Annotated in this window: 22 protein-coding genes; 19 read left to right on the plus strand and 3 right to left on the minus strand. The window is 40.4% G+C overall.

The window, feature by feature from the left end; genetic code table 11:
- The 10 genes from BLV66_RS09430 to BLV66_RS09475 all read left to right on the plus strand — a co-directional run bounded on the left by BLV66_RS09430 (nucleotide 1) and on the right by BLV66_RS09475 (nucleotide 12,447).
- Nucleotides 1-1,107, plus strand: coding sequence for a glycosyltransferase (locus BLV66_RS09430; RefSeq protein ID WP_176974202.1), 1,107 nt, complete (start codon nucleotides 1-3; stop codon nucleotides 1,105-1,107).
- Nucleotides 1,108-1,123: 16 nt separating this feature from the next.
- On the plus strand, nucleotides 1,124-1,678 hold the full coding sequence (locus tag BLV66_RS09435) for an acyltransferase (RefSeq protein WP_086985852.1): 555 nt from the start codon (nucleotides 1,124-1,126) through the stop codon (nucleotides 1,676-1,678).
- Nucleotides 1,679-1,757: 79 nt separating this feature from the next.
- Complete coding sequence (locus BLV66_RS09440) at nucleotides 1,758-2,909, plus strand: glycosyltransferase (RefSeq protein WP_086985853.1); 1,152 nt, start codon at nucleotides 1,758-1,760, stop codon at nucleotides 2,907-2,909.
- 11 nt (nucleotides 2,910-2,920) lie between these two features.
- On the plus strand, nucleotides 2,921-4,300 hold the full coding sequence (locus BLV66_RS09445) for a hypothetical protein (RefSeq protein ID WP_086985854.1): 1,380 nt from the start codon (nucleotides 2,921-2,923) through the stop codon (nucleotides 4,298-4,300).
- 45 nt (nucleotides 4,301-4,345) lie between these two features.
- Nucleotides 4,346-5,737 (plus strand): lipopolysaccharide biosynthesis protein, encoded by a 1,392-nt coding sequence (locus tag BLV66_RS09450; RefSeq protein ID WP_086985855.1) that lies wholly within the window; start codon nucleotides 4,346-4,348, stop codon nucleotides 5,735-5,737.
- 183 nt (nucleotides 5,738-5,920) lie between these two features.
- Nucleotides 5,921-6,952 (plus strand): GDP-mannose 4,6-dehydratase, encoded by a 1,032-nt coding sequence (gmd, locus tag BLV66_RS09455; protein ID WP_086985856.1) that lies wholly within the window; start codon nucleotides 5,921-5,923, stop codon nucleotides 6,950-6,952.
- A 39-nt stretch (nucleotides 6,953-6,991) separates the two neighbouring features.
- Entirely contained in the window at nucleotides 6,992-7,951 is a 960-nt protein-coding gene (locus tag BLV66_RS09460; RefSeq protein WP_086985857.1) for a GDP-mannose 4,6-dehydratase, read from the plus strand.
- Nucleotides 7,952-8,160: 209 nt separating this feature from the next.
- On the plus strand, nucleotides 8,161-9,801 hold the full coding sequence (locus BLV66_RS09465; protein ID WP_086985858.1) for a phospho-sugar mutase: 1,641 nt from the start codon (nucleotides 8,161-8,163) through the stop codon (nucleotides 9,799-9,801).
- A 24-nt stretch (nucleotides 9,802-9,825) separates the two neighbouring features.
- Nucleotides 9,826-11,154, plus strand: a complete 1,329-nt coding sequence (locus BLV66_RS09470; RefSeq protein WP_086985859.1) for a sugar phosphate nucleotidyltransferase — start codon at nucleotides 9,826-9,828, stop codon at nucleotides 11,152-11,154.
- A gap of 126 nt (nucleotides 11,155-11,280) precedes the next feature.
- The gene (locus BLV66_RS09475; protein ID WP_086986047.1) at nucleotides 11,281-12,447 is read left to right on the plus strand and encodes a nucleotide sugar dehydrogenase; all 1,167 of its coding nucleotides are present in this window, start codon (nucleotides 11,281-11,283) and stop codon (nucleotides 12,445-12,447) included.
- Between the two features lie 181 nt (nucleotides 12,448-12,628).
- Here the strand turns inward: BLV66_RS09475 and BLV66_RS15585 are convergent, their stop codons facing one another.
- Entirely contained in the window at nucleotides 12,629-12,796 is a 168-nt protein-coding gene (locus BLV66_RS15585; RefSeq protein WP_176974203.1) for a hypothetical protein, read from the minus strand.
- A gap of 350 nt (nucleotides 12,797-13,146) precedes the next feature.
- Here BLV66_RS15585 and BLV66_RS09480 point away from each other — a divergent pair, with 350 nt between their 5' ends.
- Together BLV66_RS09480 and BLV66_RS09485 are read left to right on the plus strand one after the other, a co-directional pair.
- Nucleotides 13,147-13,437 (plus strand): hypothetical protein, encoded by a 291-nt coding sequence (locus tag BLV66_RS09480; protein ID WP_086985860.1) that lies wholly within the window; start codon nucleotides 13,147-13,149, stop codon nucleotides 13,435-13,437.
- A gap of 160 nt (nucleotides 13,438-13,597) precedes the next feature.
- On the plus strand, nucleotides 13,598-13,903 hold the full coding sequence (locus BLV66_RS09485; RefSeq protein ID WP_086985861.1) for a hypothetical protein: 306 nt from the start codon (nucleotides 13,598-13,600) through the stop codon (nucleotides 13,901-13,903).
- A gap of 214 nt (nucleotides 13,904-14,117) precedes the next feature.
- Here the strand turns inward: BLV66_RS09485 and istB are convergent, their stop codons facing one another.
- On the minus strand, nucleotides 14,118-14,885 hold the full coding sequence (istB, locus tag BLV66_RS09490; protein ID WP_086985862.1) for an IS21-like element helper ATPase IstB: 768 nt from the start codon (nucleotides 14,883-14,885) through the stop codon (nucleotides 14,118-14,120).
- Complete coding sequence (istA, locus tag BLV66_RS09495; protein WP_245826677.1) at nucleotides 14,882-16,432, minus strand: IS21 family transposase; 1,551 nt, start codon at nucleotides 16,430-16,432, stop codon at nucleotides 14,882-14,884. The genes istB and istA overlap by 4 nt, the downstream gene beginning before the upstream one ends.
- 733 nt (nucleotides 16,433-17,165) lie before the next feature.
- On the opposite strand from istA, the gene galU reads away from it, so the two are divergent.
- The 7 genes from galU to BLV66_RS09530 all read left to right on the plus strand — a co-directional run bounded on the left by galU (nucleotide 17,166) and on the right by BLV66_RS09530 (nucleotide 25,543).
- The gene (gene galU, locus BLV66_RS09500; protein ID WP_086985864.1) at nucleotides 17,166-18,092 is read left to right on the plus strand and encodes a UTP--glucose-1-phosphate uridylyltransferase GalU; all 927 of its coding nucleotides are present in this window, start codon (nucleotides 17,166-17,168) and stop codon (nucleotides 18,090-18,092) included.
- A gap of 468 nt (nucleotides 18,093-18,560) precedes the next feature.
- Nucleotides 18,561-19,589 (plus strand): dTDP-glucose 4,6-dehydratase, encoded by a 1,029-nt coding sequence (gene rfbB / locus BLV66_RS09505; protein ID WP_086985865.1) that lies wholly within the window; start codon nucleotides 18,561-18,563, stop codon nucleotides 19,587-19,589.
- Between the two features lie 67 nt (nucleotides 19,590-19,656).
- The gene (locus BLV66_RS09510; RefSeq protein WP_218131830.1) at nucleotides 19,657-20,127 is read left to right on the plus strand and encodes a VanZ family protein; all 471 of its coding nucleotides are present in this window, start codon (nucleotides 19,657-19,659) and stop codon (nucleotides 20,125-20,127) included.
- A 317-nt stretch (nucleotides 20,128-20,444) separates the two neighbouring features.
- Entirely contained in the window at nucleotides 20,445-21,464 is a 1,020-nt protein-coding gene (locus BLV66_RS09515; protein WP_176974204.1) for a glycosyltransferase, read from the plus strand.
- A 323-nt stretch (nucleotides 21,465-21,787) separates the two neighbouring features.
- A complete protein-coding gene (locus BLV66_RS09520) occupies nucleotides 21,788-23,740 on the plus strand; it encodes a BglG family transcription antiterminator (RefSeq protein ID WP_086985867.1) in 1,953 nt (650 codons plus the stop codon).
- Nucleotides 23,730-24,185 (plus strand): PTS sugar transporter subunit IIA, encoded by a 456-nt coding sequence (locus tag BLV66_RS09525; RefSeq protein WP_086985868.1) that lies wholly within the window; start codon nucleotides 23,730-23,732, stop codon nucleotides 24,183-24,185. The genes BLV66_RS09520 and BLV66_RS09525 overlap by 11 nt, the downstream gene beginning before the upstream one ends.
- 11 nt (nucleotides 24,186-24,196) lie before the next feature.
- A complete protein-coding gene (locus tag BLV66_RS09530) occupies nucleotides 24,197-25,543 on the plus strand; it encodes a PTS galactitol transporter subunit IIC (RefSeq protein WP_086985869.1) in 1,347 nt (448 codons plus the stop codon).
- The last annotated feature ends 4 nt before the right edge of the window (nucleotides 25,544-25,547 follow it).

Raw genomic sequence — 25,547 nt, forward strand, 5'->3', positions numbered from 1 at the left:
ATGGGAAATGAAAAAAAGAAAATTCTGCTTCTGATGCCTGAACTTTTTCATGGGGGAGCTGAAAAGCAGTTTAGAGAGATAATATCTCGAATAAATAAACAGCATTTTTCAGTGTTTGTTATTATATCTAACTCTTATAGTAATGATAATGAAGAAATTGAGCTAGAATTTATTAGAGAAAACCCGGATGTAGAGTTTTTCTTCCTTAATGGGCTTCATGAGAATGGCAATGCTATTTTGCGCTATATTTCTGCATTTAAATTAAATTGTAAAGTAGTTCCATTATTGAAACAAATTAAACCAGATATTGTTCTAGTATATACCTTGTTAGGATTAAAAATATCGTATCTATGTAAACTTAGAGGATTAAAAGTTATTTTCAGCGAACGAAATTCAGGAGAATATCCATATAGATTCTATCGTAATAACAATATTTTCTTGAAATCTTTATCAGAATTTATTTGTAATTCAAAGCCAGCGCAGGAGAACATTAAAGAGAATGGAATTAATGCAAAGTATATTCCCAATGGAATTATGGAAAGTGAAATACTTCCTTTAAGTGAAACAGATGTGTATGAAATTGTTGTGCCAGCTCGTATCGCAAGGGTTAAGAACCAGGAAATAGTTATTCATGCTGCAAGCTTATTGAAAGATGATAACATAAAAATCCGTTTTATTGGAAAAACGGAAGATTCAGGGTATTTGAAGCAATTGAATGAGTTAGCAACCAGTTTAGGTGTAGAGAAAAGGATTGAATTTGCTACATATACAACGGATATTATTGATATTTATCGTAATAGCGATTTAATTATATTACCTTCTATTTCAGAGGGATTTTCCAATGTGCTGTTAGAAAGCTATATGTATGGTCGTTTGTGCCTTGCAAGTGATATTCCAATGAATAAAGAAGTAGGATCAGACTGTCAACGATTTTTTGCTATTGATGACCCGGATAATCTTGCAATAGAAATATTGCGGATAAAAAATATGGAAAAGGCTTATGTAGAGAAAGAAATAGTTAATAATCATAATTATGTAACACAAAATTTCTCTATTAATACAATGGTGTATAACTATCAGAAGTTATTTAATATTTTGACCAATTAAAGATAGAGGGAATAACATGAACATAATAAAAAAAATACGCTGGCTGAGATTAAAAATTAAGTTTGGAAAGAAACTGAAAATGCCAATTCAAACATATTTAGGGCAGATAAAAATTCAGATAAGCGGAAATGGAAGTGTGTCAATTCAAAAAGGTTTTTCCACTAGAGACAATGTAGTAATCCATGCTAGCGGTGGGGAAATTGAGATTGGAATGAATACTTTCATAAGCGATGGATGTATGCTTAATTCTCGAAAGAAAATTACTATTGGCAATAGAACAATTTTAGGACAAAACATCTTGATGTATGACCATGACCATAGTTACCGAAGTGGTCCAGAACATTTACGTAGCAAGTTTGAGGAAAGTCCAATTAAAGTTGGAGATGATGTTTGGATTGGATCTGGCGTTATAATTCTCAAAGGAGCTACTATTGGAAATCGTTGTGTAATAGGTGCTGGAACAATAGTGAAAGGTAATATACCAGATGATACTTTGATTTATGAAATAAGAAAACACAAGATGGAAAACTTACTGAAATTTGGTGGGAATAATGCAAAAGTTTATACATGAGTTGCTCTTAGTGCAGTCATTAAGGGAAACTACAATGGAGTGTGTTGATTACCGTAGCTGAGATTAAGGAGAGGGAATTATGAATACTGTTGTTTTTGATTTACTTCATGCCCAACCTGTGGGCGAAACAAAATTCCATGGAGGAGGTGAATATATTAAGAGCGTATTTAACGCTTTGTCAGATTGTATGCTAGGTCAATTCCAAGTGGAGGTCTGTTTCGATAAGGACGCTTTTCTTGACGATTGGATTTTAAACGTGATTCAGGAAAAGAATATTACAGTTCATCAGGTGAAGAATGTACGGGATATTCAGTATGTGCTATGGAAAATGAGAAATCCAGAAAATGTAAGATTTTTTACTGGGATGATTTATCAGTATGAAAATCTTACATTTCCAGAAGGTTGTTCTTCGATTGGTGTTTGCCACGGATTGAGGGGGCTTGAAAAGCCATATGATGCAGAGGCCTGGCGATATATTTCTTCAAAAGCTGAGGCAAAAGAATGGGTGGTAAGAACCTTTTTGCCTCAGCGGAAAATCAATGCTAGCCGAACAATGTTCAAGAACCTTTTTAGTAAATTCAATACTATCATAACTGACTCGGAGCATTCGGCATATTCCATCAAGGTAAATTTTCCTGATGAAACAAAACAGAAGGACATCAAAATCTATTATGCTCCATCAAAGTGCGTAAACCTTCCTGAGTCCGAAGTCATTGAAGATGAGCCATACATTCTGATGATTAGCGCAAATCGGTGGTTGAAAAATAGCTATCGTGGAGTTGTTTCAATAGATCGTCTATACCAAAAAGGTCTATTGGAAGGAGTTCGTACTCGGATCTACGGCAGTGTTCCGGAAAGCATTCGGAGAAATCTAGTTTGCAAGGATAATTTTGACTTTTATGATTATGTTTCGTCGGAAGATTTGGAAACGGCATACCAAAATTGCAGTGTTTTCTTTTATCCCACCCTTAATGAAGGGTTTGGGTTGCCACCGATGGAGGCAATGAAGTACGGAAAAACCTGCGTAATTTCAGGTATTTGTTCGCTCCCTGAGGTATACGGAGATTCTTGTTATTATTGTAACCCGTATGATTTAATGGAGATGCAGAATCGTCTATTGCACGCTATTTCTAAGCCAATTTCAACAAAAAAGGTGAAATCCCGCGTAGAGTGGATTCAAGTACGCCAAGAGGAGGATTTACATAGTATATGTAATTTACTAATTAAGTAAGGTGGTGTGGAATGTCAATAGGGTTCATATTGGTTTGTGTAATTAGTTTGCTTCTTTATATAACTGCTGAATCACATATAGAAGGCAGATGGCGATTATATATTTTAGCAATAGGCACTTCAACTTTCATTAATATAGGAACTGTGGGCACAATAGGAATAACATTTACATACACAATAATCGTACAAATCATCTATATTTGTATAAGTATCTTTCTCAAGTGTAAATTGAGGAAGTCAACAATCAGAAAAATGGGGCTATTTCTATGTAGCATAGCAGTGGGGTTGTTATTCTTAGTGTTGCTCAAAGATTATCTGCCTATAATTCCGTATTCCATCACGATGGATGATGTGTATTTTGGAACTAAAAGTGCAACTCTGCCTATGGTTGGTCATGCAAATTGGGAGCATCTAATTATTCTTTTGATTTTTTGCATCTTTGTTATTCTATCTGAAGATTTTTTTACTGCTCCACAATGGATTTCTAAAACGAAGTCAATAATTATAAAAATTTTTCGTATATTCTTTGTTATAGCTATCATCGAATTTTTAGTGAATAATTTGATCGATGCAAATCTAATCAGAACAATTACAATGGGGATTTTTGGCACTCCAATGAGAGGATATGATTATTCTCAGGAACGGAATGGTATGCAATCTGTCATGGTACTTTTTAGTGAGCCATCCTATTTCGTAGTCTCTATAACTTATTTTATGATGATGGCAACTACCGCCGAAAAAAAAAGCAAAGACATCATCTGGAATATTATCGGTATGATCGCTTTGATGTTGTCCGGTTCATCGATGGGAATGCTCCTGATTCCGTTAGCAGTATTTGCGACTATATGGTCAGGTGAACTATCATTGAAAAAAACACTAGGAAAAACCAATGCATCCAAGCTACTGCTCTGGTACGCAATTATTGGTGGAATAGTTGTCATAGTCTATAGTAGTTCAGATACGATCTTAACTCTCATTGATTCTGTTGTACAAAAGACGACTACATATATTAGTTCAGAGAAAATAGATGGTTATTTGTCGGGGAGCATTCGTCAATTTGGGAATGAATATGCATATAATGCTTTCTATGATAAGCCGCTATTTGGTTATGGGATTGGCACAACAAGAGGTTATGGAATCATTCCAGGTGCGTTGGCAACGTTGGGTGTTGCTGGATGCCTGACCTATTTTATTTTTATGAAACATGTGTGTAGGATTACACTGGATGCACCAAGAATTCTACTTCTTGTGATTTTTCTGTTATATGCGACATCTATTTTGTCTGTATGGTACCTCTATGAACCGATGATTTTACTTGTCTTCTTATCATTGAACAATAGAGATAAAAACAGAAAGAGCTGTTATTATCCTAACGGACGTAAAATAATATGAGCATTAAGAGCCGTATGGATAATGAAATAAAACCAAGGAGATATTATGTCAAGAACAAAAAATCTTTTAAAGAATACTGGAATTTTGATCATTGCTAAAATGTCAACTCAGGTTGTTAGTTTCTTGCTTTTACCATTGTATACGGCATTGCTGTCGACTGAGCAGTATGGTGAAATCGATATCTATACATCACTTGCAATGATTGTAATCCCATTTCTCACATTGCAGATTGAAATGGGATTGTTTCTCTTTTATATTACAGCCAAAGATAGAGCGAAGCAGACAGATATTATTTCATCCAGTTTTGCTATGATTACCTTGGATATTCTGATTGTGAGTATAATGTATTTTATCATTACTATCTTTATCCCTATAAACTATAGAATTCCACTATACCTATATTACCTTTCCATGGCACTCTCATCAGTCCTTTTGCAGGTATGCCGTGCGCAGGGGAATAATGCTGCATATGGAATGGCATCGTTCGTCAGCTCAGGTGTGGCGATAGTTCTAAATGCTCTTTTCGTTGTTGGATTCCACTGGAAGGTTGAAGGCATTATTTACGCGTCAATCATTGCACAGTTAGTGAGCGTTCTCTTTATGTTGTGGAAGACTAAGGTGCATGGATACGTGACGCTGAAAGGAATCAAGCGTGATCAATGTGTAAAATTGCTGAATTACTCATTTCCGCTTGTATTAAATCAAGTTTCTAGCTGGGGAATCAACTATTCCAATCGATTAATTATAATTTCTTACCTTGGAATCGGCATAAATGGAATTTATTCACTTGCCAACAAATTTTCGAACCTCACAAATATGTTCTTTGGAATGTATAATCTTGCATGGACAGAGAGTGTTGTTCGAAGCATGGACGATGAAGATAGCGTGGATTATTTGTCTAAGATGGTCATGATGACGTTTAATATATATTTGCTTCTGATTACAGGTATGATAAATTTATTGCCGTTTGTATTCGATGTTCTGGTCAATCAGGCTTATGCAGATGCGTATAATCACATCCCTATTTTGTTATGCAGCATGTTTTTTTCAGGAATGGCAGCGACCATAGGCAGTATCTTCATTGCGTACAACCGTACAAGAAATGTTAGCATAACAACTACTTTAGCTGCTTTGTGTAATATATTTATACATCTTATGATGTTGAAGAATTTTCAACTGTATGCATCCTCAATTTCTAGCTTGATTTCCTTTTTCCTGCTCTTTGTTTACAGGTATCTATTTGTGCAGAAGATTGTACCTCTCCAATTTCAAATTTCTAAGATTTTGATTCCGCTCGCAGTACTCGTTATTTCCTGTATAGCCTATGTATCGAAAAATCCATGGTTTATTTTAGTAGGATTTACTCTAAATGTGCTAGATATTGGCTATATGTTATTTACTAACAAAGAAAATGTTGTAAAATTATTAAAACGATAGAAATTCCGAGGAAATAGCAGTTTGGGAGTTCATGATGAAAGTCTTATTGCAGGCCTAACGATATATTCTTAACGATATGTAAAATTCAGTATATTAAGAATAGTAAAGTTATAGATTATTGATAAAAATGGATATATAATTTAATTTATATAAAATAATAATAAAATAAAAGGGGTAACTATTATGAAAACAGCATTAATTACAGGAATAACAGGACAAGATGGATCATATTTAGCAGAATTATTGTTAGAAAAAGATTATCAGGTTTATGGAATCATGAGACGAAAAAGTGTAACTGATTATGGGAATGTTGAGCATATTAAAGATAAAATTCATTTTATCTATGCAGATATGACAGATGTTATTTCTCTAATCAACGCAATGAGAATTTCGCAAGCGGATGAAGTATATAACCTTGCTGCACAATCCTTCGTAGGGACAAGCTGGGAGCAACCTATCGCAACTGCCGAGATCGATGCCATTGGGGTTACGAATATGTTGGAAGCAATTAGAACTGTAAAACCTGAGGCACGTTTTTATCAAGCATCTACCAGTGAAATGTTCGGATTAGTTCAAGCAATCCCACAAAAAGAGACAACTCCATTTTATCCAAGAAGTCCATACGGAGTAGCAAAATTATATGGACATTGGATTACTGTTAACTACCGTGAAAGTTATGATCTGTACGCTTGTAGCGGTATATTATTCAATCATGAGAGTGAAAGAAGAGGCAAGGAATTTGTAACGAGAAAAATTACTGATGCGGTTGCCAGAATTAAATTAGGTGTTCAAGATCACTTAGAACTGGGTAATATGGATTCTAAACGTGACTGGGGTCATTCCAAAGATTATGTAAAAGCTATGTGGTTAATGCTTCAACAAGATGTGCCTGATGATTATGTAATTGCTACAAACGAGACTAGAACTGTACGTGAATTTGTGGAAATTGCATTCAGTCATGTTGGCATCACTGTAGAATGGAGTGGAACAGGAGTTAACGAAATTGGTGTAGATAAGGAAACAGGTAAAACGGTTGTATCTATTAATGAGAACTTTTTCCGTCCTGCTGAAGTTGAAATACTATTGGGGGATGCTACAAAAGCTGAAACTGCTCTAGGATGGAAACGTGAAATACCATTTTCATCTCTTGTCGAAAGAATGGTAACAAATGATTTAAAATTAGTAGAACAAGAAATTAAAGTAGGTAACTTATAATACTATCGATAAATTAATTACTATGGATGGAGGTATCTCATGAAAGCGTTAGTTATCGGAGGTGCCGGCTTCGTGGGGGATTACCTCATTAATCATCTCACTGATGATTGTGGATGGTCGGTTGCTGTAACAAAGTTAGAACATGAAAAAATTGAGAATGATCGTAATATATCAATATATGACTTGGATATTCTCAATAAAGAGTCAATATTAAATTTGTTACTAAACATTAAACCTGACTATATTTTTCATTTGGCTGCCCAAAGTTCTGTGTCTCTATCATGGAAGAATCCTTCTCTTACAGTAGATGTTAACATCAAAGGAAGCGTTAATTTATTAGAGGCAGTGCGAGAATTAAACTACAAGCCACGCATTATGTTGATTGGATCAGGTGAAGAATACGGACATATTTTACCTAGCGAGACACCAATCGAAGAAAATACGATTACGCGTCCGGGGAATATATATGCAGCAACTAAGGCTTGCCAAAATATGTTAGGGAAAGTATATGCTGACGCATATCAAATGGATATTGTAATGGTTAGAGCGTTTAATCATATTGGTCCTAAGCAAGCACCATTATTTGTTGTTGCAGATTTTTGCAAACAAGTAGCAGAAATTGAAATGAGCTTACATGAACCAATACTGATGGTGGGTAATTTAAGCGCCAAGAGGGACTTTACAGATGTACGTGATGTTGTGCGTGCGTATTCTTTATTAATTCAGAATGGTAAATCAGGGGAAACCTATAATGTGGGAAGCGGTACGGCTATTGCAATTGAGGAAATTCTAAAGAAGATCTTGTCTTATTCTAAAGCAGATATTGAGGTCAAAATTGATAGAAATAAATTAAGACCTGTGGATGTCCCTATAATCGAGGCTGATATTCAAAAATTACAAGATTGTACAGGTTGGGAAAGAACAATCGATCTTGATAAAACTATTATGGATAACTTAGAATATTGGAGAGATACAATCAGCAACCAAATCACTAAATAGCCCGAAGAATATTTGCAATAGACGACTACTTATCTTATATCCCGATTTGATTAATAAAATGATAGTCAATTTTATTATTTATTGAATGAGCCATCATTATTTTTTAAAATAATGATGGTTTCAAATATAAATAGAGCCAAGAGTAGATAATATTCTATTTCAAAAACATGAATTTATAATGTCTACGATTAAGGAGGGTGTAATTTCAGATGGATTACAAAGAACGATATAAAAATTGGTGTGAAGGCTCTGGTTTTGATAATAGAACAAAAGAAGAACTGTTGGCAATTATTGAGGATAATACTGAAATCAAAGAAAGATTCTATAAAGACTTGTCTTTCGGTACTGGTGGATTAAGAGGTATTATGGGTGCTGGTACAAATCGGATGAATAGTTACACAGTTAAAAAAGCAACTTTAGGGTTGGCTAACTTCATTCAATCTCAAAAAAAAGCCAATCCAAGCGTTGTGGTTGCATTTGATACTCGTAATAATTCACAACAATTTGCTGAAGATGTGGCTTCCGTTTTTAGCTCTTTAGGAATAAAAACGTATTTATTCGATGCTCCTATGCCTACTCCCGTGCTGTCATATACAGTAAGGCATCTACAGTGCGATGCTGGGGTTGTCATCACGGCAAGTCATAACCCTAAAGAATATAACGGGTACAAAGTTTATGATCATAATGGTGGCCAATTAACACCAAATAATGCAAATGAGGTCACGAGTTTCATCAATCAAGTAACTGACTTTGAATGGATAACTTCCATAAATTCAAATCCGGCATTAATCGAACTAATCGGTGCTGAAATTTTAGATTCATTTGTTGGCGAAATAGGAAGACAATCAATCTTTAAAGGTGAATTAAATATAGTTTACACTCCGATCCATGGTGCAGGAAATATTCCTGTAAGACAAGCGTTAACAAATTATAATGTATCTGTTGTTAAAGAGCAGGAACTGCCTGATGGTAACTTCAGTACAGTTGTTTCACCAAATCCGGAGGACAAAAAGGCTTTGCAGATGGCTATAAATCAAGCAATACGAGAAAATGCAGATATCGTGATCGGTACAGACCCGGATTGTGATCGTATAGGGGTTGCTGTTAAACATAATGAAGAATTCAAATTGTTAACAGGTAATCAAATAGGGGCGCTACTGGTTGATTTCGTAACGGACAATCGAGAAGTAAATGCTAAATCTACTTTAGTGAAAACTATTGTTACAAATGATTTGGGTGCTAATATTGCAAGCAACAAAGGTCTTAAAATTTTAGATACATTGACAGGCTTCAAATACATCGGTGAAAAAATTAATGAATTTGAAGCAGCTCCTGATTCGGACAACGAATTTGTGATGGGATATGAAGAAAGTTATGGCTATTTAATCGGGACACATGCAAGGGATAAGGATGCTGTTGTTGCGGCTAAATTAATCTGTGAAATGGCAGCTTACTATAAGACCTTAGGATTATCATTGATGGACAGGTTACAGAGTATTTATGGGGAATATGGTTACTATATGGACGTCTTGGACTCGGTTACATTAAAAGGGTTAGATGGAGCGACCAAAATACAGACTTTGATGGCTGAAACTAGAAAGCTAGACAATCAGTTTTTTAAGAATATCGAAGCAGTAAAAGATTATTCTGTAGGAATCGATGGTCTTCCAAAAGAGGATGTAATCAAATTTTTGTTGAAGGATGAATCTTGGGTAGCGATAAGGCCATCCGGTACTGAGCCGAAAATAAAGATCTATTATTCTATTAAGGCTACAGATGAGAATGTTGCTCAAATAAAATTAGAAGATATAAAATTACAAATTAAACAGAACTTAGATTTGGAATTATAATTACTTGGAGAGGGTGGATATGTGATGAAGATTATACTATTGTCTGGAGGATCAGGAACACGATTATGGCCTCTTTCAAATGATATTCGTTCCAAACAATTTTTAAAGCTTTTAAAAGATGATAATGGCGAAGCAGAATCTATGGTTCAACGCGTGTATAGACAAATCAGGCAAACAGGTATAGATGCTGATTTGGTCATAGCAACTGGCAAAAACCAAAAAGATTCTATCCAGAGTCAACTCGGAGACTTGATAGATGTTGTTCTGGAACCAGAGAGAAGGGATACGTTCCCAGCGATAGCTTTGGCATCATCTTATTTATATTTTGAAAAAAATATGGATGAAGATGAGGCAATTGTGGTGCTTCCCGTTGACCCTTACGCAGAACTGGAATATTTTGATACGCTGAAAAGTCTGAAAAGTATGATTGAAAGTGACAGTGCAAAAATAGGTCTGATGGGTATTGAACCTACCTATCCTTCAGCGAAGTACGGTTATATCCTAAGAAATCAAGTAACAGGACAGGTTCAGGGGTTTCAAGAGAAGCCAACTGAAGAGTTCGCTAAATCTTTGATTGAAGACGGTGCTATGTGGAATGGTGGAGTTTTCGCATTTAAGGCCAGCTATATCATGAATATTCTGCGGAAGTACATTTCATTTAGTAATTTTGAAGATGTCAGAAATCAGTATGCAGAACTTCCTAAAATAAGCTTCGACTACGAAGTCATTGAGCACGAACAGTCTATTTCAATGGTTGAATATTCCGGTATCTGGAAAGATTTAGGAACTTGGAATACCTTAACGGAGGTTATGGATAGTAATGCTATTGGTAAAGTTGTCCTATCTGAAGATTCTAATAATACTCATGTTATAAATGAATTGGATATACCAATTACTGTTTTAGGTGCAAACAACATGGTAATAGCTGCAAGCCCGGATGGTATTTTAGTATCGGATAAACACGAAAGTTCTAAATTGAAAAGTTATGTTGAAGGTCTATCTAAAAGACCCATGTATGAAGAGTCCGGTTGGGGAGATTCCAAGGTTCTTGACTTTAGTGAAAATGAAGATGGCAGTTCAACTTTGACCAAAAGTATTTTCATTAAAGCTGGAGAATCACTCCATTACCAGCAACATGCTGTAAGAGATGAAATTTGGACAATCATTGATGGCTCAGGAGATGTTGTAATCGACGATCACGTTCGTAATGTGAGACGTGGAGATGTCGCCTATATTTTGAAAGGTCAAAAGCATTCAATTCGAGCTATAACGAATCTAAGACTTATTGAAGTTGAGATTGGAACAGAGATTGTGGATGACGATGTTAAAAATATGGAATGGGCTTGGAAATGATTGTAATCGTATTTTGTAATTATAAAATAAATATAATGTAATGATGTCCCTCCTCGTTTTGTAAATGAGGAGGGATATCATTACATTGAGTCGATGGATATTAACCGGAATACGGGAGATGTTAAAGTGAAAATAACAGTAGTAGGAACAGGATATGTAGGATTATCAAATGCAATACTATTTGCACAAAACAATGAAGTTAAAGCCTTGGAAATAGTTGAAGAGAAAGTTAATCTGATCAACCAGAGAAAATCTCCTATTGTAGATAGAGAGATAGAAGAATACCTTGCTAAAAAAGAGTTAAACTTAACAGCCACCACTGATAAAGTTGATGCTTATAAGGACTCTGAATTTGTGGTCATCGCTACTCCAACAAACTATGACGAGAAGAAAAACTTCTTTAATACGTCTTCCGTGGAATCAGTCATTGAAGATGTCCTGAAGTATCGACCGGAAGCAACTATGATCATTAAGTCAACTATTCCTGTTGGATATACGAAGGAAATCAGAGAAAAATATGGAGTAGACAATATCATCTTCTCGCCTGAATTTTTAAGAGAAGGTAAAGCTTTGTATGATAATTTATATCCTTCACGCATTATCGTCGGCGAAAAATCAGAACGCGCTGAAAAGTTTGCAAGTCTACTAGTACAAGGCGCTCTGAAAGAGGACATTCCCGTATTATTAATGGAATCCACGGAAGCTGAAGCAGTTAAACTATTTGCGAATACTTATTTGGCATTGCGTGTGGCATACATCAATGAACTTGATACTTATGCTGAAGTTAGAGGTTTGGATACAAAAGCAATCATTGATGGTGTAGGTCTGGATCCTAGAATCGGAACGCATTACAATAACCCATCATTTGGATATGGTGGCTACTGCTTGCCAAAAGATACAAAACAACTACTAGCGAACTTTGAAGATGTTCCGAATAATATCATCGGTGCAATTGTCGATTCTAACCGTACGCGTAAGGATCACATTTCTGATATGATTATTCAACGTAATCCAAAAGTGGTTGGGATTTATCGTTTAACAATGAAATCTGATTCAGATAACTTCAGGTCATCTTCTATTCAAGGAATCATGAAACGCATCAAAGCAAAAGGGATTGAAGTCGTTGTATATGAGCCAGCATTAGATGACGAAACTTTCTATAGTTCAAAAGTCATCAGAGATCTGGATGCATTTAAATCATTTTCAGATGTCATCGTCTCTAACCGTTTTGCATCTGAACTGCAGGATGTTGAAGCGAAGGTATATACTCGAGATTTGTTCCATGAGAATTAAACGGTAGATTAGGAAGAATCCAGAATAAGTTGCAACTTTGCGCTTGTTCTGGAGTACTTATCCCATTAGATGTAAGCGTTTTACAATAAGGCTGGGGAAAATATAACCTTCGAGAATAAATATGTTACTGTTCTTGCTGACGCTACTTTTTAAGTGAATTGAAAATACCTGATTGGTTTTGTCAAGCATTAAAAACGCCATTTTTCGGCTGTGTGCCACTTTCAAAACGCCAGGAAAAGTGCATCTGACCAATACGGTGATGACACACTAACTCCTCATTTACTTTATTCCTGGATTTTTGTTGATTTATTTCTCTTGATTTTATCCAAATAATTTGATCTACCATCATTAAATTGATTTCTTTTTAGATTGAACAAATGTACCGTTTAGATATAATAGACATAATTATATGGTTTGTATATTAAAAATATTAATTTAAAAAAAAACGAAAAATTGATTTTATTCAGTATATACTTATGCTATTATAACTACAGGGTCAACTGAGGAAAGAAAAGCGAACTAAATTGTAAATGCAAAAATAGAATTTCAATAAACTTAATTAAACTAGGGCTGTGTTCCGATACCCCCGAGTATAGCAAGTTGCTTAAGTTTTCCGGTGATATTTATATTTTTGCGATACTACGAAAGCGCATACTTTCCTTTGGCAGGCTCTAAAACTATTGTTAGGGGGGATGCATAATGAACTTTGAAGTAGTCTCGCCTTACTGTGGATTATACATGGAAGGTAATGCTGTCAACGTTTATTATCTGCAAACAGAAGATTTAGCGAGGGAATATGTCTTTGGCAACAACAAGGATGCGCAGGACTTCTACAACGCAGCAAAAAATTTGCTCGAGTTTATGGTCAACGTTCCGAATGGAAAAGAAGAACTCTATCACCAAGAATTCCTGGAACGAACCATCAAAGACAAAGCGTACGAGTTGATTGTTCATGAGGCGATTCCTGAGGAAGAAAGAGAAGCAAGCTGACACCGACAAATCACTTGGGGGGAACTATTCAACAGATGGAATGCTCAATCCTGAATAACTGATAGGGAGGGGTAACTGATAAGGACTATTACTTTTGCATTGAATGTAAGCGTTTTATATGAACTTGAAAAAAATAACATAATTGGGGGATTACAACAGAATGGCAAATTTTAAATTAGTAGCACCTTACTGTGGTGTCAGCAAATATGACAAAAGATTTTTCGTCTACTACTTGGAGACAGAAGAGAACATACGCCGCGAGTATATATTCAATACGGATGAAGACGTAAGTAATTTCAGCCATGCCATCGAGAACCTGACCGCCTTCATGAAAAACGTTCCTGTACGCAAGAAAGAAGCCTACCACCAAGAATTCCTGGATCTGCTGCTCAGAGAAGTCGACCATAAATTGAGCATCCGCACAAATCCAACCGAACCTACAGCCTCATTAGCAATCGAAGCTTAATGCAATCATAAGTTCACATAAGCAATAGGCACAACCTGATAACCCGGGCTGTGCCTATTGCTGTATAGCAGGGTTGGCCACGCCGCTGAATGGTATGAATGTGAAACAACTATGATGTTTGCCTTGCTGGTAATTTGAGTAGCGTTCAGCGGTAACCTGGGTGTCATTTGGTGGTAACTGTCAGCGTCAAGTAGAATTGAACAGTTAACGCCAATTAATTTTGAACACTTTCGCTCACAAACATGCTCTGGCGATGTTTCATACGGTAGCTAGCTTCGTTCATGTGAACAATCTCTGCTCGATGCAGAATACGATCTAGGATAGCCATTGCGACCCCCTCATCGCCCAATAATTCTCCCCATTGGTCGGGGCTCTTATTTGAGGTCAAAATGATCGAAATTCGTTCATATAGATGATTGATCAAATAAAAAAACAGGGTAGCTTCTCTTTGATCCATTGCCATATACATCAAATCATCAATGATCACTAAATCAGACGCTCGAATCCGATTGAGCTGGACCTGCGATTTCCGCGTGAATTCTTCCGTTTTCAGAAGGGAGAGCAGTTCTCCCATTGTCACGAATGTCACCTGAAAACCCTTCTGGATGGCCTCCATGCCTAAGGCAATGGATAAGTGCGTTTTCCCCACACCGCTTGGACCCAAAAAGATGAGATTATACTGCTGTTCCAGCCAAGTAAGTTCTTGGAGCTGGGTAAGCTGCCGTTTGCTCAGAGAAGTCTGATCTGATAAGTCGAATTCCGTCAGTGTTTTGTGGTACGGGAATTTAGCCCATTTCAATCGTTTCTGAACACTTTTTTCCTCGCGCTTTCTTAATTCGAAGCACACAATCTCCTGCACCAGCTCCCGATAGGTCCAGGAGGCCTGTTCGGCTTTACGGAACAGCTCGGGCAACTCGCTCGCAGTTTCCACCAAGCGCAGCTGTCTGAACTGGCTTTGCAGCGCGTCCATGCTATCATTCATGAAGCTGCACCTCCCAGAATTTCCGTATAGGTACTCATTGGGTGCGTCTCTACGGTGATATCAGCACTGTCCGATCGGACCGCTTTTACTGGTGGAACAGGTGGCGTCTCTTTCCGAGGGGCAGCCAAGTATTTAGCCACATCCGTAAAGTCATTCGCACTCATCAGATGTTCGGACATACACTTCTGGAGGGCCTCATCAATGACAGTGGGGTATTCGAGGGCCGCTTTCTGCAGAACGGCCAGTTGGTCTCTTTTATAGCGCGGATACTTCTCCATCAAGATATCAATGTACCGTGAGGCAAGCTCCAAATCTTTGAACTGCTGCGCAACGGTTTCCTTATAGCTTTGAATGCCTTTGGAACGGTCGCGGCAGTGGTTTTTATTTTTGATTAGTTTGCCTGTTGAAGTTTCCAGCAGATGGTTCGCCAGAATTTCCCCATCGGGCTGTTTTCTGATAATAAGCCGTTTTTGATCATTCTTATCTTCCTTGATTTCAATAGCCACTGTATTCAGGCCTTTCGGTCTGTAAGTGCCTAGGGGCACGGAATAACGGTTGGATTTATAAAAAACCGTATTGTCCTTGTTTACCGTTCTTGTTATACTTGAACCGGTGATACTCTCGGTTGAGAGTAGTTTAGAGACTGGTTTTAAGTGTTGCTTTTCGAGGAGAAACACTTCTACCGGTCTCTTTTTTGTTGTTCCATGAACCCTTTGGTTGCCCGTTCTTTCCAACCAGGCTAAACAGCGCTCATTCCAGTTCTCGATTGTCGTATAAATGCGGCTATCGGCGAAATTTCGTTTCACATACTTTACCGTACTCTCTACTTTTCCTTTGGATTCGGGGTCGGCTTTGCGGCATAAATGGACTCTGAACTTCCGTTGCTGTTTGTACGCTTGAAATTCAGCGGTCAGGATCATATCTCCAGCGTGCTCGCGCACAGTGATGAGATGGTCCTGATCATAAACGATTTCTTCCGGCATGCCACCAAAGTATTCGAAGGCATTCTCATGACTACGAATGGCATCACGTGTTGTAAAAGGGCGGTTTTGCCATTCCACATAGCGGTAGCGTGAATGGGAAAGTAAGAAACAAATGCAGTATAATTTGATTTCTCTTTGATCCTGCGTCTTTTGACGGGTTTCGCCCCAATCGACTTGCACCTGTTTTCCCATCGGTTGTTCTTCAACAGCCTCGTATTGCCTGACAACTTTAGTTTTAGCTATCTGATATTCTTCGCGTATTTGATTCACATATAACCGCATCGTGCTTTCACCAACGGTGAAGTCTGGGAATTTCTCGAGCAGCCAATCCTGTATCTGAGAAGCATTCAGATGCGGATACTCTTGAAGCCAAGCAACAATCCAATCCTTGTAGGGATCCAATTTCTTCTTCCGAGAGCCTAAAGAATTGACCCATTCAAAAGCTTCTTCCGGCGTCATCTCCAGGTAGGTATAAACTGTTGTGCGAGATATCTTCAACTGCCTTGCGATTTGTTGGATCGAAAAGTCCCGCTCCTTCATCTGTTGAATTTCCAAATATAACATTAACTTTTTCTTCACCTTTCGTCCTCCAATAACCTAAGATACCTTTAAAAGTATACAGGATTGGAGATATTCTTTGGCGAAAGTGTTCAATCTTATTCATCGAAAACTGTTCAACTTAGTTTAGCACTGACAGTAACTCGGTTGTCACTGCTGGTAATTTGGGTTGGCAATGTTACTACCCAAGGACACTGCAATTAAAAATATGCACCAACGAAGTTTCCACTTCACGACAGTGGCCACACCCAAGGGTGTGACTGAGGCACTCCCTCCGCAGAGCGCCTGCTTGCCGGAGGACAACACTCATGCCGGTGATGCAACTCCGATGAAAATGTTTTAGCCAGAGCTGGTTAGGGTTAGGGTGAGGGCGGCCAAACTCCGGCGAAGCCTCGCTTTGCGGAGGTAATGAGTTTTCGTGCTGCCCTGCTCCGGTGCAAGGTCGCTTATCGGAGCAACAACCCTGATGGGAGAGCGGACGATTGCGTTCTCGGGCTCGGAAAGCTGGTGCGTACTTTTATCTGCATATTTCAATGAGATTGATTTTTCATTAGAAGTAATCGTTTCCTTATTGCCCCGGATTGCAAATCGATATAGTTATTTCAATTGAAATGAAGTAAAATTTAGGGGCGAGTTGAAATAATAATATGAGGTATTTTGAAATCAGAATAAGATCATTTTTAAAGTTTGTGGATTTTGTATCATTGACCGAATGAACACTAAAGGAGCTAATAATACTATGAAGCAAGTCAGAAAAGCAGTCATTCCAGCGGCCGGTTTCGGCACGCGTTTTTTACCGGCTACAAAGGCCATGGCGAAAGAAATGTTGCCGATCGTCGATAAGCCGACCATCCAATTCATCGTCGAGGAAGCCATCGCATCCGGAATCGAAGAGATCTTGATCGTAACAGGCAAAAGTAAGCGCGCCATCGAAGACCATTTCGACTCCAATGTCGAGTTGGAGATGAACTTGCGCGAAAAAGGCAAGCACGAATTGTTGGCGCTTGTTCAGGAAACGACGGGCGTGCGCATCCACTTTGTGCGTCAAGCCTATCCTTTGGGACTGGGCCATGCTGTCCTGCAGGCGAAAGCTTTCGTCGGCCAAGAGCCTTTCGTCGTCATGCTTGGAGATGATCTGATGGAGGATGAAGTGCCATTGGCGAAACAACTGATCAACGCTTATGAACGCACGCATGCATCGAATATCGCTGTCATGGCGGTACCGCAGGAAGAAACATCCAAGTACGGCATCATCGACATCGCTTCCGAATTGGAACCAGGCTTATACAATGTCAGCCGTTTCGTGGAGAAACCGAAAGCGGAAGAAGCGCCAAGCAACTTGGCCATCATCGGCCGCTACCTGCTGACACCTGAAATCTTCGAAATCCTGGAGAACCAGACTCCTGGAGCAGGCGGCGAAATCCAACTGACCGATGCCATCGACACCCTGAACCAAACCCAACGCGTCTTCGCGAAACGTTTCGAAGGAACCCGCTACGACGTCGGTGACAAGTTCGGCTTCATGACCACCAGCATCGGCTATGGTCTGACTCACCCGGAAATTAAGCATAAGTTGAAGGAATATATTATTGCGCTTGGGAAAGAACTGTCCGGTGAGAACGAAAGTGATACGACATTGGCTGATACGACCGTTTCAGCGTTGTAGGAGTGCCCGGTAAAAGAAAGATGCGGTTTTTTTGGTGTCTGCCATAAACGAAAGCACGCCCGAGGGTGTGCCAGGGGCGCCTGCTCCGATGAGCGCGCTCTTATCGGAGGAGACACTCCCGCCGATGAGCTACCTCCGAGGAGAAAGTTTTCGTCGGAGGTAGCCCATTTGCAGACGCCCCAACTCCGGCGAAGCCGTTGTGGTCGGAGGTAATCGTCTTTTCGGATTCTCAGTTCAGGAAAGAAAACCGATCATCAGAGACGAATCTTTACATCCGATGAGCTGGTTGGATAAGCGGCACGGCAGCCAGTTATTTTCGCGTATGCGGTGACTGGATATTGAATGGAGTGAGAGGTGCAGGCTGGGATTCCCAGCCTGCGCCTATCTTTTATATTATGGAAACATTTTTAGTATTGGACTATAAGCCGAAGTCCTTTACAGTGGAAATGAAGTACTGGGAGATTAAAAATGAAAAATATTATTGTTACTGGAGGGGCCGGATTCATCGGATCGAATGTTGTTCACTACGTAGTGAATAACCATCCCGAAGTGCACGTCACCGTTCTGGACAAACTGACCTATGCAGGGAATAGGAAAAACCTGTCAGGGTTGCCGGCAGATCGGGTCGAACTCGTTGTAGGGGATATTACGGATGCTGAGTTAGTGGATCAGCTTGTCAAAGAGGCAGACGCAGTCGTGCATTATGCTGCCGAATCGCATAACGACAATTCCCTAAAGGATCCTTTCCCGTTTGTTCAGACAAACATCATCGGGACCTACACCTTGATTGAAGCTTGCCGAAAATACGGCGTTCGTTATCACCACGTTTCAACCGATGAAGTGTATGGTGACTTGCCATTGCGTGAGGACTTGCCTGGAAAAGGGGAAGGTCCTGGGGAGAAATTCACCTCCGAGACAGCTTACAATCCTTCCAGTCCCTATGCAGCCACAAAAGCAGGCTCGGATTTGTTGGTCAAAGCGTGGATGCGTTCATTCGGGCTGAGCGCGACCATTTCGAACTGTTCCAATAACTATGGCCCTTACCAACATATCGAGAAATTCATCCCGCGCCAAATCACCAATATCCTATCCGGCATGCGCCCAAAACTGTATGGCGACGGTAAAAATGTACGTGATTGGATCCATGTGGATGACCATTCTTCGGCGGTATGGACGATTTTGACGAAAGGCCGGATCGGAGAAACCTATTTGATCGGTTCCGACGGGGAAGAAAACAATCAGCACGTTCTTGAATTAATTCTGGAACTTATGGATCAACCAAAAGATGCTTATGATCATGTAAAAGACCGCGTGGGGCACGATTTGCGTTATGCCATCGACTCAAGGAAGTTACGCGAAGAGTTGGGTTGGATCCCGCAATTCACTGATTTCCGTGAGGGCTTGGCTGATACCATCAAATGGTATACCGAAAATAAAGACTGGTGGGCAGCCGAAAAAGAGGCTGTTGAAGCGAAGTATGCGAAAAACAATCAATAGGGATTAGCGAAACGCTCTTCTGGAGCCCGTTTTTTGATTAAATGGAAAATAAAGGAGGCCTGTGGATATGATGAAAGCCAAACAACGCAAACTGCTGATCCTGCTGGCGGTCGTCTTCTGGATGGCGATCATCTTCAAGCTTTCAGCACAGCCCGGAGAACAGTCGAATATCCTGAGCACAAAAGTGACGACAGTCATCGTCAGACTGGCGCAACAATTCCGGCCTGACGTGAATGTCGTATCATTGAATTACTTCATCCGCAAATGCGCCCATTTCCTGGCCTATCTCGTGTTGGGAATCATTGTTTTGTTTGCAATGAGGCGGATTGGGTTGATGGGTAAGCAGGGTCTATTATTCACATTGCTGCTCTGCATCGGCTACGCCATCACCGACGAACTCCACCAAGCCTTCGTCCCCGGCCGCACACCCAAATTGCTGGATGTTTTGATAGACAGCAGCGGCGCTTCACTCGGGATTAGTATTTATCTTCTGTTTGTGGAAAACAGATGGAAAGAAATGAATCAGAAGCGTTTATAGTACACCCGATGGTGTGGCGCGTGGCCGCGCCGAATGCGCATCTCCGATGAGCGGGTTCCCGCCGGAGAACGACATTGCTCCAGATAGCTCAACTTCGACGAGCGAACGTTAGCCGGAGGAGACAGTCTTACGGTCGGCTGAACTCCGGCGAAGCCGCGGTGGTCGGAGGTGATTGTCTTTTTGGATGCTCTCCTCCGGCGAAGGTCATCCTCATCGGAGGAGGTCGGCCGCCCGATAAAAAAAATATACAAAAAAGGAGACCCGCCATGAACAACCAATACCTTGCATTTTACGCATCATCCCACGGCTTCGGTCACATGACCCGTTGCCTGGCGATCATCGAGGAACTTTTGGAGACGACCGATCATCTGATTTATCTGGCGAGCGGCGCCTTTCAGAACAGTTTCGCCCGCGTTTATCTCGAGCGCTTCGGCGACCGCGTGACCTATAGGGACATCCGCACCGAGGTCGGCCTCGTCAACAAGGACAACAGTCTGAAGGTCGACATCCCGCGACTCGAGCACGAGCTGACCGATTTCATGGTCAGCTGGGATACCGCCGTCGCCGCGGAAGTCGCCATTTTGCGCGATCTGCCCGTCGCCTGCGTCATCAGTGACATCAGCGCCATCGGCATCCAAGTCGGGGAACAACTGGGGGTGCGCAATATCGGCATCGCCAACTTCACTTGGTGCGAGCAGTACGAATTCCTTGGTCTTTCCGACACCATCATCGACAGATTCCGGGAAGTCTACGCCAAACTCGACATGCTGATCGAATACGACCTGATGCTGCCGGCGCCCAAAATGCCCGTCCCAAGAAAACAAATCGGTTTCATCTGCCGCCGCTTCGATAACGACCGCATTGCAGCCATCAGAGCCCAATACGGCCCGAGCGTCTTCATCACCTGCGGTAAATCAGCAGACCTGAAAAATATCAAGATCGACAACTACGACGGCACCATCTTCACAACCAGCGGCATCAATATCACCGCAACCGGAAACGCCAAAATCATCCAACTACCAATCGAAACCTTCGACACCCACAACTACCTCGCCGCCAGCGACATCGTCATCGCCAAAGCCGGCTGGGGTACCATCTCCGAAGCCCTGCTTTCCAAGAGGAATCTGGTGCTGATCGAAATGGAAGGCGTACTGGAAGACACCGAAAACATCGAAGAGCTGAAGCGCCGCGGCGTCGCGGTATCGATCAAAAAATCCGATCTAAAACGCATAGATATGCAAGTAATCACGGATCTTATCGCGGAGAACATCGTAAGAGAGAATCTGGATAAGTACGAGAATGCAACGGGCGACATCATTCGAACTCTGAACGTCTAGTAAACGCTAAAGTTGCGCCGATTTCCGATGAGGCTCACCCCAAAAAGGAGCAAAGCATCTACAACAAAAAATAGTACAGTACTTTTAATACCTCCGATATGATGGGACGCAATTACTTTTGTGGACATTTTATCAGGGGTATTTGACGTGTGGAACTCTGTTAAATAAATAAATAGATAGAACAACATCAACCGCAGGAACATGATGGCATAAGCGATTGTTCGTGTTTCCACATTAATGTGGTAGCGAGATATTATTTACGGAATACTTATTGTGGGATAGTATGAGAATCAAGGAAGCGCTTCCGGAGGTGGTTTGGGAAAATGTTATTAAGTAAAAGAGAACAAGGGTTATTGCAATTGCTGTTGGAAGAAACAGAGTATTTACCAGCGGTACATTTTCAAAAAAAACTATACGTTTCTTCGAAAACAATCTATACAGATTTGACTCATTTGGAAGAGAAGTTGGAGGGAACAGGGTTACACATCTCCCGCTTACCACGAAAGGGCATCAAAATCGAAGGCGAAAGCAATGCGAGGAAAAAGGTGACGAGCTTATTTGTCGAAAATACAATATCATTCGATGAATACTCACCGGAATATCGAAAAGTATTTATTTTCGCAAACTATCTTTTTTCCGATAAACCGATGACGTATCAAGGTCTTGCAGATTATTTTTTCGTCAGTCATCAATCAATCAAGAAAGATGTGGATGAAATTATCCGGTTTTGCCAGGATCATGAAGTGAACGCATATCTGACCCATTCACACTTGATTCTGGACTCGGACGAGTGTTCAAGGCAACGTGTGTTCAAGTCACTGTTGGATCATTACATCGATAATTCAAATCTGGATGCACCTGCTATTCAGAGTATTTTTCAAGAGAAGACGGTGGCTCTTGTCTCACTCTTTGTCTCAGATTTGGCCATTTTGTTGGGGCGTCCGTTGAATAGTTACTTTGTGGATTCATTACTTTTTTCGCTTGAAATTTTCTTGTCACGTGCGCAATTGGGCTATCATATCGTCCAACAGTCAAAATTGGTTTTTGACGAAATGAATCGGATGAAACTCTATATGCAGGGAATTTCCTTTGCAGAAAAAGCTGCTGTCGAACTGCTGATTCAATTGACGGATGAAGATGTGCAATATATTTGTTCCTTGTTGTTGGCTCATGGTGTAGAGCCTTATCTGAAGGTCACAAACAATAAAGACAAAATGTTGTTGGTCACCAATAAGCTGATCCGGAAAATGTCGGAATTATTGGATGCTGATCTGACAGACAACGAATTGCTTGTCCAGGCTTTGATAGCCCACATCGTTCCGATGATCCATCGCCTTAGAAATAACATTCTTGTCATCAATCCACTTAGGGATAGCATCAAGAAGCAATATTCAACGATGTTTACGTTGACCAAATTTGTGATTGGGGATCTCGAGAGGGAATATGCAGTATCGCTGACCGAGGATGAAGTGACTTTTTTGACAATCCATTTTCAATTGGCATTTGAAAGAATCAGGGTGACAAAGCATATCTTGATCGTGTGCCATTCAGGGCTGGCCACATCCGAATTGATTTTTAATCGCGTGAAGCAAAATGTGACGGCTGATGTGATATTGGAAATTACCAGTTCTGATAAACTGCATAAGGCATCTTTGACGAATGTGGATCTGATCATTTCGACCATTCCCTTGGCTACTTTGCCAGTAGAAGTTATGTATGTTTCAGCTCTGCCTACACCGGAAGAAATCGGCAAAATATCTGCCTATATAAGCAACTTGAGTCAGCATGAAAAGAGTTTTCATTCGAAACAATATCAGAATTCGACAGTACTCAGTAAGTATCTGGATGAGGACTTCCTGTATGTGAAGCAGGCATTCGAAACGAAAGAATCAATTCTGAATTACTTGGCCGATGATTATTTTGAGCGAGGGTTTGTGACGAGTGACTTCAAAAAGACACTTTTTGAAAGGGAAGAGTTGGGCAGTACGGGATTGAAGACGGGTGTTGCCATTCCCCATGCTGAACCACAAACGGTTATACGAACCAAGGTCACGTTTATGGCTTTGGAATCACCTATCAAGTGGGGAATGAGCCGAGTCCAATTGGTGGTCTTATTGGCAATAGCTGAGGAAGACATGACAGAAGCAAAAGAATTGATTGCATCGATTTATGATCTTTTTAACTCACCGGAGGAAATAAAGTGGGTTGTAGAAAGTAAGAACAAAGAGGAGTTGTACGAGCGGCTTCTGAGAGGAGGAACGGGGCATGTTTTTTAACCATCAGATTGCGTTGTTAAAAAAGAATGTGTCTTCTAAGGAAGTTGCATTTCAAATGTTGGCAGACGAATTATTGGAAAACAATTGTGTCAATCAAGATTTTTTAGCCAATATCATCAAACGGGAAGAAATTTTTCCCACAGGTTTGGAAATTAACGGTATTGGGGTAGCCATCCCCCATACTGACAGTGAATATGTAAAAGAATCTCAGGTGGGGTTCATGTCTCTGGAGGAACCATTGTCGTTTTTAGAAATGGGAACGAATGACAAAGAGGTCCCCGTATCGCTGCTATTTATGCTGGCACTGAAAGAGCCTCATGAACAGTTGGAAATGCTTCAACGTTTGATTGAAATGTTCCAACAAGAAGGTGTTTTGGAGTTATTGATGAAAGTTGATCAGAAGGAAGCGTATCAAGAAATCATTCAAAAATATGGATTAAGCTAGGAGGAAAAGAAATGTTAGATGCATTGCAATGGTTTGTGGATTTAGGGTCCATAGTTGTCTTACCGATCTTGATATTCATTTTTGGTTTGATATTGGGAACAAAGCCAGGAAAAGCACTCACGTCAGCATTGATGGTAGGTGTTGGATTTGTAGGGTTGAACTTGGTAATCGATCTATTGGGCAACAGCTTAGGACCAGCGGCTCAACAAATGGTGGAACGCTTTGGGCTGACGCTCACTACAATCGATGTGGGCTGGCCGGCTGCGGCTGCTATATCCTATGGGACGATTCTGGGGAGTCTGGCTATTCCGATAGGTGTTGCTGTCAATGTCATCCTGATTATCGTTGGGTTAACGAAAACATTGAACGTGGATATTTGGAATATCTGGCATGCAGCCTTTATTGCTTCATTAGTTTATGCGTTGACAGATAACTTTGCGATGGGAATTGCCGCAACAGTCATTTATTTGATGATGATTTTGTTGATGGGGGACATTTTGGGGCCAGTCATCAATAAGTTCTATGGCTTCCCGAACATCACTTTCCCTCATGGGACGGCTGCACCAGGATTTGTTTTTGCACTTCCCATGAACTGGTTATTCGACAGAATTCCAGGGATTAAAGATTGGAAGGCCGATCCCGAAACGATTCAAAATAAATTTGGTGTTTTCGGTGATTCAACCGTTATGGGCTTTATGATCGGCTTAGTCATCGGAGTTTTGGCGGGATATGATGTAGCCGGAACCGGTCAGTTGGCTGTTAAAACGGGTGCTGTCATGGTCATCATGCCAAAAATGGTCGCATTGCTGATGGAAGGGTTGACGCCGATTTCTGAAGCAGCAAATGAATTCGTAAGAAAACGTTTCCCGGGCCGCGAATTATATATTGGTATGGATGCTGCTTTGTCGGTAGGCCATCCCGCTGTGTTATCTTCTTCCTTGCTGTTGGTGCCGGTCACAATCTTGTTGGCAGTCATTTTGCCTGGAAACACAACATTACCGTTCGGAGATTTGGCAACGATTCCGTTCCTGATCTGTCTGATGGCGGCTGTGTTTAATGGAAACATCATTCGTACGGTGATTGCAGGTTCTCTTTACATGGTCAGCATTTTGTACATCACATCTTGGGTAGCACCATTAGTAACCGCCTCTGCACAAGCAGCAAACTTTGATCTACAAGGAAATGCCATGATCACTGCATTAGCTGAAGGTGGCTTATGGACAACCTGGATGTACGTCGGCTTGACGCAAGTGTTGAGTTGGGGAGGATTGGCTCTAATCGGTACGATAGTACTTATGGGGTTAGTGTACGTCAATAAAATCATGCCTAGTAGACGGGCAGCGGAAGCAACTAAATAGGAGG

The organism is Trichococcus collinsii (assembly GCF_900107505.1).
In the GTDB taxonomy this organism is placed as follows: Bacteria; Bacillota; Bacilli; order Lactobacillales; family Aerococcaceae; genus Trichococcus; species Trichococcus collinsii.